The sequence below is a fragment of the Muribaculum sp. NM65_B17 genome (assembly GCF_004793735.1).
Lineage (GTDB): Bacteria > Bacteroidota > Bacteroidia > Bacteroidales > Muribaculaceae > Muribaculum > Muribaculum gordoncarteri.
Window position 1 is genome coordinate 63,311 of the sequence record NZ_SRYY01000004.1, and the last position, 16,983, is coordinate 80,293.

Here is a 16,983-nt window from a genome sequence, read left to right on the forward strand (position 1 = left end):
ACTATATAGATTCTACGAATTCCTTATTCAGCAATTCATCTAATTCAACATCAAGCAGTTTCGCAATCTTCACCAATAATGCAATATCAGGCTGTGAAGAGTTGGTACACCACTTGGAAACAGTCGATGGATTTATGCCTAACTCCGAAGCCAGCCATTTATTCGTTTTTTGTTTTTCTGCCAAAACTACTTTTATTCGATTTATCCTTTCAATCATAACATAAATTCTTTGACTGCAAAATTAATGAAAAATTTTCAGTCCACAATAGCCAGATGAAGTTTCAGCCTATTATAAGTGCCTAAAAACCGATTTTTTACTGAGTAGCGAAGTAATGGTAAGATAATCGAAATAATGGCAAGACAATATAGGTAGGGAAATCTGAAGTGGGAGGTGTCTAAAAATGAAGATAAGGAGGATAAAAGGCGCAAATCAACGCAGTTAAAAATCTCTAACGGATAACAAATATCTCAAATCCATTTGCTCCGAATGGCCGCCATCTTCTCTCAAAGTACACTGTTAGTACACTGCAATCTGTAGATATTACTGATAATCAGCACGGTTAATGTCGTATATGGAAATTTACCAGATTTCACCGTATCAAACAAAAGCCGTAGGCATATAGCATTTTGCAAATGGTTATGTTCCCGGACTCTTCCGTGAAGATTGACATTATGTCCTAATTGCAACAAAATTATCAATAAATTATGAGTTCGTTGCAATTGTTTGCTATGTTTTATAGCATATCGGGCCATTTAGCCTTACGGCTTATAATGGCGTAGACTTTCCCAACGCCCAAAGTTAACAACGAGGTCGCCAGTGTTTTTGGCGACCTGCCAATTTTATTGTCAATTATTATCAGGGGTGGTGGATAGAGGTTATTGGGCAACTACGTAGCCCTTTTTCTATGATACGTTATACCCTGTGCCCTGTACCCGTGCTGCGGACGCCTAACGGCGGCCTTGCGCGGGCCTAACATTATTAAGCTGCTCTGCAGCTTTGGCGCTAACGCGGGGATTTGGGTGGAGCGTTTGTTACTGCTCGGTGTGGAAGCTTGTGAAGGACTCTCTTTCCTGCGTCGGCAGGCCGTCAGTTTGGGCTGCTGCCTTTATTGCCTTTATAAGGAATGCCATATTTCTTCCGAGATTTCGCATTGTCTGGAGCCCTTCAAGATCGTCCTCTACATCGGTGGCGGTGAAGCCGTGCACTTCATTCCAATAGGTGGATGAAACAATCGGCATGGCACTGATGGTAAAATATTTGTTGATTTCGTCAAAGGCTGAAGTCGAGCCGGCTCTTCGGGATGAAACAACGGCTGCTCCCACTTTCATGGTTTTATTCACAACACCGCTTGTGCTGTAGAAGAGGCGGTCAAGGAATGAAAGCACCTGTCCGTTGCACCCGGCGTAATATACCGGACTTCCGATTACAATACCGTCAGCCCCGGCAAGCTTGGGAGCGGTTTCATTTACAATGTCATTGAAAACGCAATGCCCGTGCTGACGACAGAAATTGCAGCTTATGCATCCTCTGACATCTTTACTACCGATGTTGACTCTTTCGGTAGCAATACCATTGTCGTTAAGAGTCTTTTCAACCTCTTTCAGTGCGCGGTCAGTGCAGCCTCCCTCAATATGGGGACTGCCGTTAACGATAAGAACTTTCATAAGATAATATTTACATATTGCAAATATACTATTTTTTGACATATCTCTCCGAGTCAGCCTACATGGAAGCGCCCCCATCCCCTGAGCCTCATGCTAATATAGGCTATTTCACTTTAACATATTTGCTATTTAATTTTCTTTATTACTTTACACGGATTTCCGACGGCTACCGAGTGAGGCGGAATATCTTTCACCACGACGCTACCGGCTCCAATTACACAATCATCGCCGATGGTCACTCCCGGCAGAACGCATACATTGCCACCAATCCACACATCATTGCCGACAGTTATCGGACGAGCATATTCGAGGCCCTTGTTTCTCTCGGCGGCATCGATCGGATGACCTGCCGTATAAAAGCCACAATTAGGAGCGACAAACACGTTGTCCCCAAATTTTACAGTAGCCCCGTCAAGTATCACTAAATTATGATTGGCGTAGAAATTATCACCTATATGTATGTTGTAGCCATAATCGCATAGGAACGGCTGCTCTATCAAGAAGTTTCCTTTTACACTGCCCAACAGTTCCATGATAATTTTTCTTCTTCCCACGACATCCTTTGGCCGAAGATGATTGTAATCGTGACACAATTCCTTGCATTCGGCTCTCTCGGCTATAAGTCGGGGGTCGTTGTTGGCATCATATATCATGCCTTTCAGCATCTTTTCTTTTTCTGTCATATTGAATAACCATATCTTATATTTAATTTTACAAAGTTAATTACTTGCAACATAGTGTGCAATGATTATAAATAACTCTCCAAAACGAAATACTCGCCAAACTGCAAGCAAGATGGTCGTTGGTCGGAGCCTTGAAAGCTGCCGAGATTACTTTGTCGAGGATTTCATCATTCACTTCACGGTCAGAGTAGTCGCGGTAGGTGCGGCGACGATCCAATACTTCTGAAAATTCCATATTCTATGTATATTTTTGATGTTTATGTTTTGTAATGCAAAATTAAGGCGTCTGTTTGTCGGTCATTTGTTGAATTGTTTCAAATATTTGTTGTTTATTTGCGCAAATAAAATTACGATAATATGAAGTCCCTTGGTATTACGGGCCAGAAATGGCTTAAAACATTTCATCTTTTTGCTGCAATTCTTTGGATTGGTTGCGGAGTCGCTATGAATTTACTCCGAGTTGCAGTAACTCCAACCTCGCCTGAAGGAATGTCCACACTTTCCCTGGCAATAAAAATATTGGATGATTTGCTGATTTTCGGTGGAGTTATTGGCATATTGGTTACAGCTATAGTGTATGGCATTTGGACAAAATGGGGATTCTTCCGACAACGATGGCTGAGTGTCAAATGGTTGTTGACAATTGTCATGGTACTCATAGGATGGATAATAATGGGTCCGGCTGTCAAAGGTAATGTACAGTCGCCTGAATGGTATCTCTCAAACATGGATACCTACGATGCCAACCTTGCAACAAGTGCGGTATGGGGGCCTGTTCAGTTGCTGTTGCTGACCGTGGTATTGATAATCTCTGTATTCAAGCCCTGGAAAGCAAAAATAAAGCGCCCATAAGCTAATAACATACGCCATAATGGACGATGCAGTAATTCCCTATACATTGCCCGAGGTGAAATTGCCGTCGGAGGCATTGAAATACGGCTCCGGCAGCTCCGTTGAAATCAAGCATTCGCTTATGCGGATGAAAGACCTCGATGACATAGCCGCCCATATAGGCATGAACCGCTCGGCGTTCTGCACTTTCTTCAGGCGCAACAAAGGTATGACCTTTTCGCAGTTTGTCACACAATATCGGCTGGAAACAGCCTGCGAACTGCTCAAAACCTCACAAAAACAGGTGTCAGAAATATGCTTTGCAGTGGGCTTCAATGACCTGCCGCATTTTATACGTGTATTCAATAAAGAAACGGGGCTCTCTCCTACAAAATACCGAAAGCAGGCAAAAAAAATGAGCTGACAGCCTTTTTAAGAGCCGGCTCGACAATAAATATGTGAAATTAAAAATTTTGTCATGCAAGGGAAATTCGCTTACTTTGCAGTACAATTTGAATTCCTAAATCAACTATTTAACCATATTATGAAGACTATCAGCAAATTAATTTGTGTAATGTTGTGCGTTTTCGCCACAACCCCGGCATTTGCTCAGTTCAACCTTAAGAAAGCCGTAGGCGGAGCCGCAAAGGCTGTTCAAGCAGCCACGTTAACCGACGAACAGATGACTGCCTATGTAAAGGAGTATATCGACTGGATGGATACCCACAACAAGGTGTGCGAACCTGACCACCCCTATACCCAGCGTCTTAACCGACTCACCGAGGGACTTACCGATGTTGAAGGAATACCCTTGAACTTCAAGGTCTACTGGGTAGTCGATGTAAATGCATTTGCTTGTGCCGACGGAAGCGTGCGTGTATTTGCCGCTCTTATGGATATAATGTCTGACGAAGAGCTGCTCGGCGTAATCGGTCACGAAATAGGCCATGTAGCCCACAAGGATTCAAAGAAAGCCTTCCGCACCGCACTGCTCACTTCGGCACTGAAAGACGGCATTTCGGCAAACGGCGGTACAATCGCAGCCCTTACCGACTCGCAGATCGGCGACCTCGGAGAGGCTCTCGCCAACGCCAAATATTCACAAAAGCAGGAGAACCAGGCCGACGACTACGGCTATGAATTCCTTAAGAAATCGGGCAAGAACCCCTGGGCCATGGCTCTTTCGTTCAAGCGCCTCAAGGAGATTCAGGGCGAAGGAAAGCAGAGCAAAATCAACCAGCTCTTCTCATCGCACCCCGACCTCGACAAGCGCATCCAGCGCATGGAGAAGCGTGCCACCGACGAAGGCATAACACCTCCCGAGGTAAAAGCCGAGGAGAAGAAGTAACATCAACCCCTCAACGATATCAACATGAAGCCGCGCTCACTCCGAGTTGCGGCTTCACTGTTTTTCCGACAACCGGCGGGCATCCCTGCGCGACAGCATGATGTAGAATGCACCGAATATGCCCGACGCCATAAGCACCATCGCCTGGAAGCTCCAGAACACTATCGAATAGGCCGCGGCATCATTGTTTCCGATTCCAAACAGGCTCAACGCAAATATGACCGCGATGTTCCAAGGCCCAAGACCGCCGTTGGAAGGAACGGCCATGCTGCACGACCCGAAAACAAACACCACCAGCCCCGGAATCAGCCCCAGGGCATAGCCCTCGCCCGTTATGAGATGTCGCGTAAACGGGAAGGCGAAGAAGCACAAATAGGTTTCAAGGAAGTAGCATATCCATATTCCGAAAGTGAACACGATGTAAAGCCCCGTACCCTTCATGTGAAACAGGACGCTGAAACCGTCCCACATTCTCATGACGCTTCTTTTCACACCGATTACAAAACTCGTGTTACGGAACACATAACCCACGACCGCTACCACGATTGGGGCAAGGATGATGAAAATCCACAGTGTACCGTCGGTCGTAAAGTGGTCAAGCGCCTTGCCCATCGGGTATCGGTCAAGAAACTTGTCGATATAGCCCCGCGCCACTATCAGGGTCAGGATTATCAGCATCAGTATCATCACCGCATCCGACGCCCGGTCGCCAAGGTCGGTGCCTACAACCGTCGACAGCTTGCAATTCTCGCGCCGGGCTATGTAGACACAACGCCACGCCTCACCAAGATAAGGAAACACCAGATTAAGCGCATAGGCACCGAATATCGACACACTCTCGGCCACAGCCGGGATGCGGGGTATTCCGGCTGCACGAAGCTGAATGCCCCAGCGCACACCCCTTATAATGTGCGACAAAACGGTAATAGCCATCATCGCAGCGATGTAACGGTAGTCGACACCCTGCTCTATGATAGACTTCACCTTGTCTATGTCGACCTTGTGAAAAAGCCACACGACAAGCCCCGCCGAAATAGAGAGCGGTACAGCCACCTTCAGCACACGACCCAAAATATACCAACGGTCATGTCGATGCGACGGAGATGTAACATTTTTATCCACAATTTTTCAACAATCCAAACCCCGCTATTGATTAACCGCAGGCCCATTTTTCATAGTAACATGAAAAAAAACAGTGCATGAATGTGCAAGTCAATGACTCAAGCACATCCATGCACCGGATTTCGATGTATAGCTGTTACTATTTCTTATCAGAAAGACTTTAGGGCCATGTCGGTAATCCATATCCAGAGCGGACAGAATCCGATGAACAGAATCACACTCAATGTCAACGAGGAGGTACCGGTGGCCACATAGGTGTTGTATTCGTCGGCAATGATGATTCCCGAAAAAGCCGGGGGAAGAGCACATGCCACGACAAGCATCTTTATGTTAAGCGGATCCATGTGCCACAACAAGCCGGCTATCAATGCCAGTACAGGCATTACGATAAGCTTCAGTATTGAACCGAGCAGAGCCTGCCAGTTGATGACAATCTTGACCGATGAAAGAGTGATACCGGCCGAGAACACCGCCATCGACGCATTGGCCTTGGCTATCAAGTCAAATGAAGGGCTTGCCCAATCGGGCCATTTAAGGCCGAGAAGCACGAGAATCACAGCGAGTATAGGAGCCCATGCCACAGGCTGTTCAAGAGCGTGAATCACAGGTTTCCACGCACTCTCCTTCTTGCCCGCCGCAGCAGCCTGAGTGCCGTCGAGCGAGGCGTTAAGCAGCGACAGTCCCACAGGGATGCCGACAGCATTGACCACGATTCCCACTATAGCCACTACAAGCGCAACCGACGGATTGGTACCGAAGATAGGCTCCAATACGGCAAATCCGAGGAAGCCGATAGTAGGCGAACCGCTTATCAGCGCCGAAACAGCAGCATCGGCTCCGGTGTTCTTCTTGAAGCAATAACGGTATATGAAATAGACCGCCATGAAGCACACCATGATTAAGACAAGCGACACAATCGACAGTTTCAAGTCACGGGCCAGCATCTCACGGTCGGCCTGCACAATCGATACAAACAAGGCAGCCGGCAATGCATAGTCAAGCACGACCTTGTTGAATTTCTTGGAATCGTCACCGTTGAAGATGCCTTTTTTGCCCGAAATGAATCCGGCCAGCATCACCACCACAATAGGCACGATGGCATATAAAATAATATGTAACATAGTAAATGCGTAAAAAAATGCGTATTCAAATACAACCGCCTACAGCCTATACCTTTACCGATATAAGAGCCGCCGGATTAAGATAGCCTATGTGGCCGCTCTCCTTGCCTGAATCGGCAGCAAGTTGCACATCGATCAGGCATGGCTTCTTGGATGCGATGGACTCGGAAAGAGCCGTGGCAAGGTCGGCCGGCGTAGTGACATAGTAGGTCTTGGCGCCGAATGCCTCGCCGAGCTTGTCGTAACGGGCATTGATGTTGAGCGTGGTAGGAGCTGGATCGCCGTCCTTTGAGAGGTTCTCACCTATTCCGTTATATATTCCTCCATTATTGAAAATGACCACGGTGACAGGCAGGTTGAAACGGCATATAGTACTGAAGTCCATGCCGCTGAATCCGAAGGCGCTGTCGCCCTCGATGGCCACAACCGACTTGCCCGAAGCTACGGCGGCACCTATTGCCGAACCCATACCCATGCCCATGATGGCCCATGTGGCACAGTCGATGCGGTGACGCGGCAGCATCATGTCGATGGCGTTGCGCGTGTCGTCGAGCGTATTGGCACCCTCGTTCACAAGCACGACATCGGGATTGGATGCAAACACCTTTCTGACGGCACTCAGCGCGCTCCAGTGGGTCATAGGCACGGTCTGAGGCACGAAGCGCTCGGCAAACTTTGCATTCTTGGCCTTAGACGCACTCTGCAGCGAGGGGACCCAATCGGGATCCATCGACATTTTGTAGGATGGCAACGCGGCAAGCATCGCGTCGATCGACGACTCGATGTCGCCCACCACGGGAGCTGCTATAGCACGGTTTATGTCAATCTCCTCGGGGTCGATGTCAATCTGGATGAACTTGCCGTCGGGATTCCACTTGCCGTGACCTCGCGACAGCAGCCAGTTGAGGCGTGCGCCTATGAGCATCACCACATCGGCCTGCTCCATGAAGTAACTGCGCATGGAGTTAACGCTCAATTCATGATTGTCGGGCAACAGACCCTTGGCCATCGACATCTGGTAGAAAGGCACTCCGGTGGCTTCGATAAACTTCCTGATCTTGTCGTCGACCTGAGCATAGGCGGCTCCCTTTCCAAGCAGGATGACGGGCTTCTTGGCTCCGGCCAGCAGCTCCATGGCCCTTGCCACCGACTGAGGCGACGGAACCACCGCCGGACACAAGTCGACAGGAGTATATAATGTGGCTTCAGCTGCCTTGCGGTCCATCACCGCGCCAAGACACGGGGTAGTGACATCGAGATAGACACCGCCCGGACGGCCCGACACAGCCGCACGATAGGCACGCACAACGCCGGTCATTATATCCTCGGGACGGTTGATGCGGTAAGCCGCTTTAACAAGAGGCTTGGCGATGTTCAGCTGGTCGAGTCCCTCGTAGGTACCCTGCATCAAATCGATGGGCTCACGCTCGCTCGAGCCTGAAATCTGAATCATAGGATAGCAGTTGACCGTGGCGTTGGCCGTAGCGGTCAATCCGTTTAGGAATCCAAGCGACGACACTGTGAGCAGCACGCCCGGAGTCTTGGTGAGGAATCCGTGAGTGGCGGCAGCCATACCGGCCTGCTGCTCGTGACGGAAGCCGACAAACTTGATGCCTTCGCCCTGTGCGATATAGGCGAACTCCGTGACAGGAATGCCCACCAGGCCATACATAGTATCGATGCCGACTCTCTTTAACGCTTGTGTAAGAATCCACATTCCCGTAACTTCATTGGCTGTTGACGGGTCGGTGTGAGGTATTGAATCTATTGACATAATAGTTGCTTTTTTTATGTTAGGCTTTGAAAAATCCATAGTGACATGTCGGCTGCTGACTGTCACTATGGAGAGAAATATAATGAATTCCTTGCAAGGTTACTTGGCAGGTGCAGGCATGGGCGCGGTAGTGCCGTTGGCCTTGAATCGTGCCTGCTCATCGGCTGTGTAGCCGAGCGATGTGAGCACCTCGTCGGTATCGCCGCCGAGAGTAGGACACGGACCGTAGACAGGCTGATAGTTGGAGATTGTGAACGGTACACCCACGGTTACAAACTCGCCTATCTTGCCGCCCTGATTGATCTTGACAAGTGTATTGCCGTCATAGAGGCTCTCGTCGCTCATGATCTCCTTGGTCGAAAGCACGGGACCTACCGGCACACCGGCCTTTGACAATATTTCGGTCACCTCATACTTGGTCTTGTCGATGGTCCACTTGCCGATACGCTCATATATTGCCTGTTTGTGCTTGTCACGAGCATCGGCGGTATTGAAGTCGGGATTGGTGAGCCAATCCTCAAATCCGAGTGCCTTGGCAGCGAGCTCAAACTGCTTCTCGCCGCGCTGAAGGATTACATACACGTAGGCATTGGGGTCGGTTTCCCAGCCCTTGCACTTGTAGGTCCATCCAAGCACTCCGCTACCCTCCTGATTACCGCTTCGGGGCACAAAGTCGCCAAACTTCTGGTCGGGATATTGCGGGAACTGGGTAAGATAGCCAAGACGGTCGAGTGTAAGCTGGTCACGTGTCTTTATACGGCACAGGTTAAGACAGGCATTGTGCATCGATTGATATATGAAACTTCCCTCGCCGGTGCGCTCACGCTGCATCAATGCGGCAAGAATACCGATGGTCAAGTGCATACCGGTGTTTGAGTCACCGAGCGCGGCTCCCGACTGAGTGGGAACATCATCGGGGCCTTCCCACCATCCGGTAGTCGAGGCAGCTCCGGCGGTTACCTGAGCCACAGGCTCGTAGGCCTTCAGGTCCTTATATTTTGACGACAGAGGGAATCCCTTTATAGTGCCGTAGACACAGCGCGGATTAATCTTGTGTACCTCTTCCCAACTGAATCCGAGCTTATCCATAGCACCCGGATGAAGGTTTTCGATAAACACATCGGCACCGGCAATTAATTTTGTAAGGATAGCCTTACCGTCGGGGGTCTTAGCATCGAGGGCAAGCGACTTCTTGTCGGAATTTAACTGTAGGAAATAGTAACTCGGACAATCGGGGTCAAACTGCAATTCGTTACGTGTTGCATCGCCCACACCCGGGCGTTCGATTTTAATAACTTCGGCACCAAGCCATGCAAGAAGCTGTGTACATGAAGGGCCTGACTGAACCTCGGTGAAATCTATCACTTTGATTCCCTGTAAAGGAGCTGTGTTCATAATTTTCTTATTTATATCGTTAGAATATTCGTGTGTCATTTAGTACGATGAGTATCACAATAAGTAATAATTCACAATCTAATCAATACAAGTTCAACATTCTCTATTTTCAAAAGTTTCCACAGCATAGGTTCTTATCATTATTTAACAGCATTTACCCATAACGACACAGCTTCCTCAATATATGTAAAAAAATAACGGAACCACCCGTCGCGGGCAATTCCGTCAATCTATTTTGATGATATTGTTTATCCAATTTTATTTACCTCAAGGTCGCCGTTGAACACTTCGTTCCAGGGCAGACCCTGCTTTGCGATTACATCCAGGAACGGATCGGGATCAAACTCCTCGACATTGTGCACGCCGGGCTTAACCCACTTGCCGGTAAGGAACATCATGGCTCCGGCCATTGCGGGCACACCGGTGGTGTAGCTTACGGCCTGCATTCCTGTTTCCTTGTAGGCTGCCTCATGGCTGCAGTTATTATATATGTAGTAGGTGAGAGGCTTGCCCTCCTTGTCCTTACCTGAGATGCGGCATCCTATCGATGTTTCGCCGTGGTAATTCTCGCCAAGATCCTGCGGATTGGGAAGCACGGCCTTAAGGAACTGCAACGGAACAATCTTGGTGCCGTTGTACTCTACCTCGTCGATACGAGCCATGCCGATGTTCTGGATCACGCGCAGGTGAGTAAGATACTCCTGGCCGAAAGTCATCCAGAATCGCGCTCTCTTAATGGTGGGGAAGTTCACTACAAGCGACTCGAGCTCCTCGTGATAGAGCAGATAGGAGTCGCGCGGGCCTATATTGGGATAGGTGAGCGGAGCATGTATTTCAAGCGGCTTGGTAACCACCCACTTGCCTTCGCTGTAGTAACGGCCGTTCTGGGTTATCTCGCGAATGTTGATTTCGGGGTTGAAGTTGGTTGCAAACGCCTTGCCATGATCACCGGCATTGCAGTCAACGATGTCGAGATACTCCATCTCGGAGAAATAGTGCTTGGCGGCGTAAGCGGTGAAAACACCCGACACTCCGGGGTCAAATCCGCATCCGAGTATTGCCGTCAATCCGGCTTTCTCGAAACGTTCGCGATAGGCCCACTGCCAAGAGTACTCAAAGTGAGCCTCATCCTTAGGCTCGTAGTTGGCAGTGTCAAGGTAGTTTACGCCACATTCAAGACATGCATCCATAATCGTAAGGTCCTGATAAGGCAGGGCCACGTTGATTACAAGGTCGGGCTTGTGACGGTTGAACAGAGCCACGAGCTCATCAACCTTGTCGGCATCGACCGAGTCGGTGGTGATGTTGGGAGCACCTATAGCCTTGGCAATCGCATCGCACTTGCTCTTGGTGCGCGATGCAAGCACTATCTCATTGAACACATCGGGATTCTGCGCACACTTGTGAGCAACGACGGTTCCTACTCCGCCTGCTCCGATTATAATGACTTTCGACATCTCTTTAAACTGAATTTTGAGGTTATGACTATTTCTTGTCGGCCTGCTGCTTGAGCAAGTCACGAATCTCGGTTAGAAGCATCTCCTCCTTAGTAGGTTCGGCGGGAGCTGCAGGAGCTTCCTCAACCTTCTTCTTGAATCGGTTCATGAATTTTATAGCCATGAATATACAGAAAGCAACAATGAGGAAGTCGACAATGTTCTGGATGAATACACCGTAGGTCATGGCCACTTCAGGAGTCACCACTTCCTCGCCGTTCATCACGGCAGCCTTCAGTATAAGTTTGTGTTCCTTAAAGTCAAGCCCGCCTGTGGCAATGCCCACTACAGGCATGATGACATCATTGACAAGCGATGACACGATTTTGCCAAACGCACCACCGATGATTACACCGACGGCCATGTCGACCACGTTGCCCTTCATCGCAAACTCTTTGAACTCACTGAGAATTTTACCCATGATTGTGTAGTGTTAAATAAATGATTAAAACCAGTAAAAACGGGGTCGGACACTATCGTCCCCCGTTAAAAAACGCTCTTTTCGCAATTTTGGCTGTTGAAAAGAACTAATTTCGTACAAAATTAAAGAAATTTTTCCTTTATTTTGCTTCCACAATGACTTAATTAAAAAAAAAATAGTAATTTTGTGATGCAAAATTTCAAGGTTCAGTTGTCACCAAGCTTGTAGCTGAACCCCACAATAGTAGATGTTAATCATAACCCAATAATTATTAAACAATTATGACAAAAGTAGGTATTAATGGTTTTGGCCGCATCGGACGTTTCGTTTTCCGTGCTTCCACTAAGAGAGATGACATCGAAGTTGTCGCTATCAACGACCTTCTCCCTGTTGACTACATGGCTTACATGCTCAAGTATGACACTATGCACGGCAAATTTGACGGCACAGTCGATTTCGACATGGAAAAGAGCCTCCTCATCGTTAACGGTAAGGAAATCCGCGTAACTGCATGCCGCGACCCGAAAGAAATCAACTGGGGCGCTGTAAACGCAGAATACGTTGTTGAGTCAACCGGCTTGTTCCTCACCAAGGAAAAGGCTCAGGCTCACATCGAGGCTGGTGCCAAGTATGTGGTTATGTCAGCTCCTTCTAAGGACGACACCCCCATGTTTGTTTGCGGTGTAAACCTTGACAAATACGTAAAGGGTACTCAGTTTGTATCTAACGCTTCTTGCACAACCAACTGTCTTGCTCCTATCACCAAGGTGCTCAACGACAAGTTTGGCGTTGTTGAAGGTCTTATGACTACTGTTCACTCTACTACTGCAACTCAGAAGACTGTTGACGGTCCCTCAATGAAGGACTGGCGTGGTGGTCGTGCCGCTTCAGGCAACATCATCCCCTCATCAACCGGTGCTGCTAAGGCTGTAGGTAAAGTAATCCCCGAACTCAACGGTAAGCTTACCGGTATGTCAATGCGTGTCCCCACCCTCGACGTATCAGTTGTTGACCTTACTGTAAACCTTGCAAAGCCCGCAACTTACGATGAAATCTGCGCTGCCATGAAGGAAGCTGCAGAAGGCGAACTCAAGGGTATCCTCGGTTACACTGAAGATGCAGTCGTTTCAAGCGACTTCCTCGGTGATCCCCGCACTTCTATCTTCGACGCTAAGGCCGGTATCCAGTTGACTCCGACCTTCGTTAAGGTTGTTAGCTGGTATGACAACGAGATCGGTTACTCTAACAAGGTTCTCGACCTCATCGCTCACATGAAGAAAGTAAACGGCTAATAAACCGTAACACTTCGATAAAGAGTCGGCGACCGTCCATTCAGGACAGTCGCCGACTTACTTTTTATCAGGTCAGTATCGCTGAAAGCACACACACGTGAAGGCGCGGGAATTTTTGCACGGCATTTTTTGTTTTATTCCGAAAACATGACCATCTTTGCAAAATCATAACCAAAATCACATCATCACTTAGCAATGAAAAGATTAATTGTCATTATTGCGATTGTGGCTTCGCTGGCAAGCATGTCGGCGCAGAGTCGCAAAGGCGTGTCGATTCTCGGCGACTCCTACTCGACATTCCAGGGATTCGTAACCCCCGACTCCAACTTCCTGTGGTACTTCACCACACCCAACCCCGAGCTAACCGATGTCAACGCCGTGACGCAGACATGGTGGCACCGGCTCATCAAGGATCAGGGCTGGAGGCTGTGCCTCAACAACTCGTTCTCGGGTTCTACGATATGCAACACGGGCTATAACGGAGAGGACTATTCGGGACGGTCGTTCATCGCAAGAATGAAAAATCTCGGTTCGCCCGACATCATATTCATATTCGGAGGCACCAACGACTCATGGGCCAACGCCCCCATAGGCGAATATGTGTATGATAACTGGACACCCCAACAACTCTACAGCGTAAAGCCTGCCATTGCCTATATGCTGTCGACAATGGTCGACTACTATCCCGGCACCGACATATACTTTATAATAAACAGCGAACTGAAGCCTGAAATCAACGAGTCGATAACCTCGTTATGCGAGCGCTACGGAGTAACGCCCATCATGTTGCACGACATCGACAAGAAGGCGGGACATCCCTCGATAAAGGGCATGGAGCAGATTGCCGAGCAGGTAAAACAGCACTTGAAGCAATAGCGCCCCGGCATCACTTGTCCTTGGGAGCGTCACTTTGCTTTGCGGCGTCACCGCCGGCAGCCACATCACCGTGAGCAGGAGCTGACGGAGCAGGAGCGGCCGATGTCGGTGTTGTTGCCGGTGATGATGGCATATTGGCCTTCACCTCGGCATCGGCCACCATGTCGGCGATATTGGCCGGATAAACGGGATGCTCGTTGAATGCGAATCCGGGGTCGCCCGAAGTGTTTGGCGGAATCACCCAATTGGTCTTCGGGTCATAAGCCGGCATAGGCACGGGCGAATTTCCGTTATATGGCATCGCCTCGGGCTTGGGATTGCCTATGTTGACGACATCGCGGCTCGACGGCGCCGAGTAAGCCGACAATCCGAAAGCCGGCACAGCCGCCATCAGATGCTCGAATATGTCGCTCTGTATGCCCTCATACTTCACCCAGTCGGCGGTATTGGTGTAGCAGAACACTTCAAGCGGCTGAGCCTGTGGAGTCTGCTGAAGCTCACGCACCATGCATGTGAGCTCGCCCATCGTAATCCACGGGTGATGATGCAGATAGAGTCCGGTATAGGCTCGGAACACACCGAGATTGGTGTCGATAGAGCCGTTGACCTTTATGTCGTCGCGCATCAATGACGTGGCCTCGCCCTCGGCTGCATATTTCTGCATCTTCTCGATATAATCCTTCATGAAGGGAAGTTTCTTGAAATCCTCAAGCATCTCGGGGGTCGTGGGGCGTATCGTGGATATGTCTATTAGTATCGAGCGCTGTATCTGACGCCGTCCGCGCTGCTTCATCTTGTTCCAGTTCTGAAGCTGCGTCGACACAAGCGTGTAAGGCGGCACCGTAACGGTGGTATTGTCCCAGTTACGCACCTTTACAGCCGTAAGCGATACATCGGTTACTATGCCGTTTACAATAGTTCCCGGAATGGCAATCCAGTCGCCCACGCGCAGCATGTCGTTGGCCGACAGCTGCAATCCCGCCACAAAGCCGAGAATTGAATCCTTGAAAATCAACATCAGTGCCGCCGCAAACGCGCCGAGTCCCGTGAGCAGAGCCGCCGGCGACCGGTCGACCAGCAAGGCCACCGATATGATGGCTATTATAATCCACACGAGCCCCTTGGCCACATTAAGAATGCCCTTGAGGGGCAAATTCTTGGTATTCTCCCTCCTGTTGTAGTTCACCCAGATGACATTGAACACCGAGCTTATCGTCCATCCCACCGTCAGCACGAAATACACAAGCACTATGCGCATAAGAATGTCGAGCGCATGGGAATCGGTCTGGAACGCAAACGGGATAAACGCCATAAATACAAGCGGCGGTATTATGTGGCTACTCTTGTTGATCAACTGCTCATGCTCCATCTCCTCGGTGAATATCGTTCGCCGGGCATATACGATGTGCTGAGTTATCAGCACCACAATCTTACGCGTCAACCATCCGGCCAGCAGTGCAATGCCGACAATGATTATAGTGTAGACGACCTCCTCGGCCATGCTCGACTTAGTGAGTCCGAGCCACGACAGGATGGAGTCGACCAAATCCAGCAGCCATTGCGCAACCTTGTGGGTAGGAATCCAAGAGTTAACCATAAGAAGAATAGTACAATAAAAAAGTAATATAACCTAATAACAGTCTAATAATAACATAGTCGGGATTGAATTGGTTTGAAAAAAATGCGTATCTTTGGCAACGATGGCACTATCATGGATTGCAATAGGGACTGTTGAGCTATGTGTACTCGGATTCATTGCCGCCGCAGCGGTGATAGCACTCATAATGAAGCCGGGTTCACGCAACGAGGCTGTGACTGAATTTGCCGCCGGACTATTGTCGCACGAGGGAGTGCAAGCCCGCAGCTTCGGCATCGAGCTTACTTGTCATGACGACTATAGCGTAGTCATCAAGCGTCAGGGATTCGGAGGCTTGCTGTCATCCGACGGCTCGGTAAGCCTGGCGATTACGATAAAGGATTGCGACATAACAATCGAAGAACGCATCATAAGCGGACACGGGACATCGGACGACACACCCGACACCGCCACATTCAATCTTACATGCCTCAAGCCTCGCCTGCACTACCATTTGCGCTACACATCGGAAGCATTAAGCCGCTCAGCCACTATGTCGTTTACCGTGGCTCCGGGCTTGTCGATAGTCAAGGAGCTTGTACAATAGATTGTTAATTATATTGTCTATATCACAACGTTTGACTACCTTTGCACAGTCATGGGCTCATCAGTAAAAAAAATATGGGAGTGGTGCCGCCACTACATTTCAGTCACATTCATCATCGTAGTGGTGTTTGTAGTCATCGTGCTGTTTTTCAACGAAAACTCGATACTCAAGTCGATGGAATACAACCGACAGATAACCGACCTGAAAGAGGAGATACAATCCAACCGCGACACGCTCGAATACTACAACAAGCTGAACCACAGCCTTGACACCGATCCCGAAACAATGGAACGCATCGTGCGCGAACGCTACCACATGCAGCGCGAAAACGAGGATGTGTACATTGTCGAGTAAAAAACCACACCCCAACCTCACAACTTTGACACAATGCAGAAATCAGGAATAACATCCAGGAATTCAAGCCGACTGTGGCCGTGGGTCACTTCGGCAGGACTTATATTGATAGCAATAGGCGTGCTGATGCCCATACTCGCCATAGGCGGCCCCGCCTTCAAATGGGTTTACGGCGCAGGAGCCGTGGTGTCGCTGACAGGGCGCATCATGACACCCTACAAGGGCGACATACTCCGCGTAAAGCGGTTGCACCGCATCGAAACATGGTCGTCGATATTCTTCTGTGTAGCCACATTCTTTATGTTCTATCCCGGAGCGGGAGCATCGGACTGGCTTGCATTCACCCTTGCGGGAGGCTGCATCCTGCTCTACACCTCAATCATGATTCCGCGTGCCGCAAAGTCATCGCGCAGCTGAAAAGC

Annotated in this window: 17 protein-coding genes and 2 pseudogenes; 8 read left to right on the forward strand and 11 right to left on the reverse strand. The window is 49.1% G+C overall.

Features of this window, described 5'->3' with window-relative positions; translation table 11 throughout:
• Position 1: 1 nt before the first annotated feature.
• The 4 genes and pseudogenes from E5354_RS06970 to E5354_RS06985 all read right to left on the reverse strand — a co-directional run.
• Positions 2-217, reverse strand: coding sequence for a helix-turn-helix transcriptional regulator (locus E5354_RS06970; RefSeq protein WP_123394759.1), 216 nt, complete (start codon positions 215-217; stop codon positions 2-4).
• An 815-nt stretch (positions 218-1,032) separates the two neighbouring features.
• Positions 1,033-1,665 (reverse strand): flavodoxin family protein, encoded by a 633-nt coding sequence (locus E5354_RS06975; protein WP_123394760.1) that lies wholly within the window; start codon positions 1,663-1,665, stop codon positions 1,033-1,035.
• A gap of 125 nt (positions 1,666-1,790) precedes the next feature.
• Positions 1,791-2,348, reverse strand: a complete 558-nt coding sequence (locus E5354_RS06980; RefSeq protein WP_135946887.1) for a sugar O-acetyltransferase — start codon at positions 2,346-2,348, stop codon at positions 1,791-1,793.
• Between the two features lie 109 nt (positions 2,349-2,457).
• A pseudogene (locus tag E5354_RS06985) lies at positions 2,458-2,583 on the reverse strand (nitroreductase); the annotation flags it as partial.
• Positions 2,584-2,705: 122 nt separating this feature from the next.
• Here E5354_RS06985 and E5354_RS06990 point away from each other — a divergent pair.
• The 3 genes and pseudogenes from E5354_RS06990 to E5354_RS07000 all read left to right on the forward strand — a co-directional run bounded on the left by E5354_RS06990 (position 2,706) and on the right by E5354_RS07000 (position 4,527).
• The gene (locus E5354_RS06990) at positions 2,706-3,200 is read left to right on the forward strand and encodes a hypothetical protein (protein WP_123394762.1); all 495 of its coding nucleotides are present in this window, start codon (positions 2,706-2,708) and stop codon (positions 3,198-3,200) included.
• Positions 3,201-3,288: 88 nt separating this feature from the next.
• Positions 3,289-3,603, forward strand: a pseudogene (locus E5354_RS06995) (helix-turn-helix domain-containing protein); the annotation flags it as partial.
• Positions 3,604-3,753: 150 nt separating this feature from the next.
• The gene (locus tag E5354_RS07000; RefSeq protein WP_369699068.1) at positions 3,754-4,527 is read left to right on the forward strand and encodes a M48 family metallopeptidase; all 774 of its coding nucleotides are present in this window, start codon (positions 3,754-3,756) and stop codon (positions 4,525-4,527) included.
• Between the two features lie 54 nt (positions 4,528-4,581).
• On the opposite strand, the gene E5354_RS07005 is transcribed toward E5354_RS07000, so the two are convergent.
• The 6 genes from E5354_RS07005 to mscL form a co-directional block, all read right to left on the reverse strand.
• A complete protein-coding gene (locus E5354_RS07005) occupies positions 4,582-5,649 on the reverse strand; it encodes a lysylphosphatidylglycerol synthase transmembrane domain-containing protein (RefSeq protein WP_168353841.1) in 1,068 nt (355 codons plus the stop codon).
• Positions 5,650-5,798: 149 nt separating this feature from the next.
• Positions 5,799-6,770: an AEC family transporter gene (locus tag E5354_RS07010; protein WP_135946889.1), complete on the reverse strand. Its 972-nt coding sequence runs from the start codon at positions 6,768-6,770 to the stop codon at positions 5,799-5,801.
• 46 nt (positions 6,771-6,816) lie between these two features.
• On the reverse strand, positions 6,817-8,544 hold the full coding sequence (gene oxc / locus E5354_RS07015; protein ID WP_135946890.1) for an oxalyl-CoA decarboxylase: 1,728 nt from the start codon (positions 8,542-8,544) through the stop codon (positions 6,817-6,819).
• 99 nt (positions 8,545-8,643) lie between these two features.
• Positions 8,644-9,939 carry a formyl-CoA transferase gene (gene frc, locus E5354_RS07020; RefSeq protein WP_135946891.1) on the reverse strand — a complete coding sequence of 432 codons (1,296 nt, stop codon included), beginning with the start codon at positions 9,937-9,939 and terminating at the stop codon, positions 8,644-8,646.
• A 248-nt stretch (positions 9,940-10,187) separates the two neighbouring features.
• A complete protein-coding gene (locus tag E5354_RS07025; protein ID WP_123394766.1) occupies positions 10,188-11,396 on the reverse strand; it encodes a saccharopine dehydrogenase family protein in 1,209 nt (402 codons plus the stop codon).
• Positions 11,397-11,424: 28 nt separating this feature from the next.
• On the reverse strand, positions 11,425-11,856 hold the full coding sequence (mscL, locus tag E5354_RS07030; protein ID WP_135946892.1) for a large-conductance mechanosensitive channel protein MscL: 432 nt from the start codon (positions 11,854-11,856) through the stop codon (positions 11,425-11,427).
• Positions 11,857-12,137: 281 nt separating this feature from the next.
• Between mscL and gap the strand changes: the two genes are divergently transcribed.
• Both gap and E5354_RS07040 read left to right on the forward strand, forming a co-directional pair.
• Positions 12,138-13,148: a type I glyceraldehyde-3-phosphate dehydrogenase gene (gene gap / locus E5354_RS07035; protein ID WP_135946894.1), complete on the forward strand. Its 1,011-nt coding sequence runs from the start codon at positions 12,138-12,140 to the stop codon at positions 13,146-13,148.
• Between the two features lie 195 nt (positions 13,149-13,343).
• Positions 13,344-14,024 carry an SGNH/GDSL hydrolase family protein gene (locus E5354_RS07040; protein ID WP_135946896.1) on the forward strand — a complete coding sequence of 227 codons (681 nt, stop codon included), beginning with the start codon at positions 13,344-13,346 and terminating at the stop codon, positions 14,022-14,024.
• A 10-nt stretch (positions 14,025-14,034) separates the two neighbouring features.
• On the opposite strand, the gene E5354_RS07045 is transcribed toward E5354_RS07040, so the two are convergent.
• Entirely contained in the window at positions 14,035-15,621 is a 1,587-nt protein-coding gene (locus E5354_RS07045; protein ID WP_135946897.1) for a mechanosensitive ion channel family protein, read from the reverse strand.
• A gap of 94 nt (positions 15,622-15,715) precedes the next feature.
• Between E5354_RS07045 and E5354_RS07050 the strand changes: the two genes are divergently transcribed.
• Genes E5354_RS07050 through E5354_RS07060 form a run of 3 tightly spaced genes read left to right on the forward strand, consistent with a single transcriptional unit; the run spans position 15,716 to position 16,978 of the window.
• A complete protein-coding gene (locus tag E5354_RS07050) occupies positions 15,716-16,207 on the forward strand; it encodes a hypothetical protein (protein ID WP_168353842.1) in 492 nt (163 codons plus the stop codon).
• A 51-nt stretch (positions 16,208-16,258) separates the two neighbouring features.
• On the forward strand, positions 16,259-16,561 hold the full coding sequence (locus E5354_RS07055; protein ID WP_123394772.1) for an FtsB family cell division protein: 303 nt from the start codon (positions 16,259-16,261) through the stop codon (positions 16,559-16,561).
• A 33-nt stretch (positions 16,562-16,594) separates the two neighbouring features.
• Complete coding sequence (locus E5354_RS07060) at positions 16,595-16,978, forward strand: hypothetical protein (protein WP_135946900.1); 384 nt, start codon at positions 16,595-16,597, stop codon at positions 16,976-16,978.
• The last annotated feature ends 5 nt before the right edge of the window (positions 16,979-16,983 follow it).

Excerpts from the sequence above, each read along its gene's own strand:
- E5354_RS06970 (WP_123394759.1), bottom strand. The coding sequence starts at position 217 with ATGATTGAAAGGATAAATCGAATAAAAGTAGTTTTGGCAGAAAAACAA.
- E5354_RS06975 (WP_123394760.1), bottom strand. The coding sequence starts at position 1,665 with ATGAAAGTTCTTATCGTTAACGGCAGTCCCCATATTGAGGGAGGCTGC.
- E5354_RS06980 (WP_135946887.1), bottom strand. The coding sequence starts at position 2,348 with ATGACAGAAAAAGAAAAGATGCTGAAAGGCATGATATATGATGCCAAC.
- E5354_RS06990 (WP_123394762.1), top strand. The coding sequence starts at position 2,706 with ATGAAGTCCCTTGGTATTACGGGCCAGAAATGGCTTAAAACATTTCAT.
- E5354_RS07000 (WP_369699068.1), top strand. The coding sequence starts at position 3,754 with ATGTTGTGCGTTTTCGCCACAACCCCGGCATTTGCTCAGTTCAACCTT.
- E5354_RS07010 (WP_135946889.1), bottom strand. The coding sequence starts at position 6,770 with ATGTTACATATTATTTTATATGCCATCGTGCCTATTGTGGTGGTGATG.
- oxc (WP_135946890.1), bottom strand. The coding sequence starts at position 8,544 with ATGTCAATAGATTCAATACCTCACACCGACCCGTCAACAGCCAATGAA.
- frc (WP_135946891.1), bottom strand. The coding sequence starts at position 9,939 with ATGAACACAGCTCCTTTACAGGGAATCAAAGTGATAGATTTCACCGAG.
- E5354_RS07025 (WP_123394766.1), bottom strand. The coding sequence starts at position 11,396 with ATGTCGAAAGTCATTATAATCGGAGCAGGCGGAGTAGGAACCGTCGTT.
- mscL (WP_135946892.1), bottom strand. The coding sequence starts at position 11,856 with ATGGGTAAAATTCTCAGTGAGTTCAAAGAGTTTGCGATGAAGGGCAAC.
- gap (WP_135946894.1), top strand. The coding sequence starts at position 12,138 with ATGACAAAAGTAGGTATTAATGGTTTTGGCCGCATCGGACGTTTCGTT.
- E5354_RS07040 (WP_135946896.1), top strand. The coding sequence starts at position 13,344 with ATGAAAAGATTAATTGTCATTATTGCGATTGTGGCTTCGCTGGCAAGC.
- E5354_RS07045 (WP_135946897.1), bottom strand. The coding sequence starts at position 15,621 with ATGGTTAACTCTTGGATTCCTACCCACAAGGTTGCGCAATGGCTGCTG.
- E5354_RS07055 (WP_123394772.1), top strand. The coding sequence starts at position 16,259 with ATGGGCTCATCAGTAAAAAAAATATGGGAGTGGTGCCGCCACTACATT.
- E5354_RS07060 (WP_135946900.1), top strand. The coding sequence starts at position 16,595 with ATGCAGAAATCAGGAATAACATCCAGGAATTCAAGCCGACTGTGGCCG.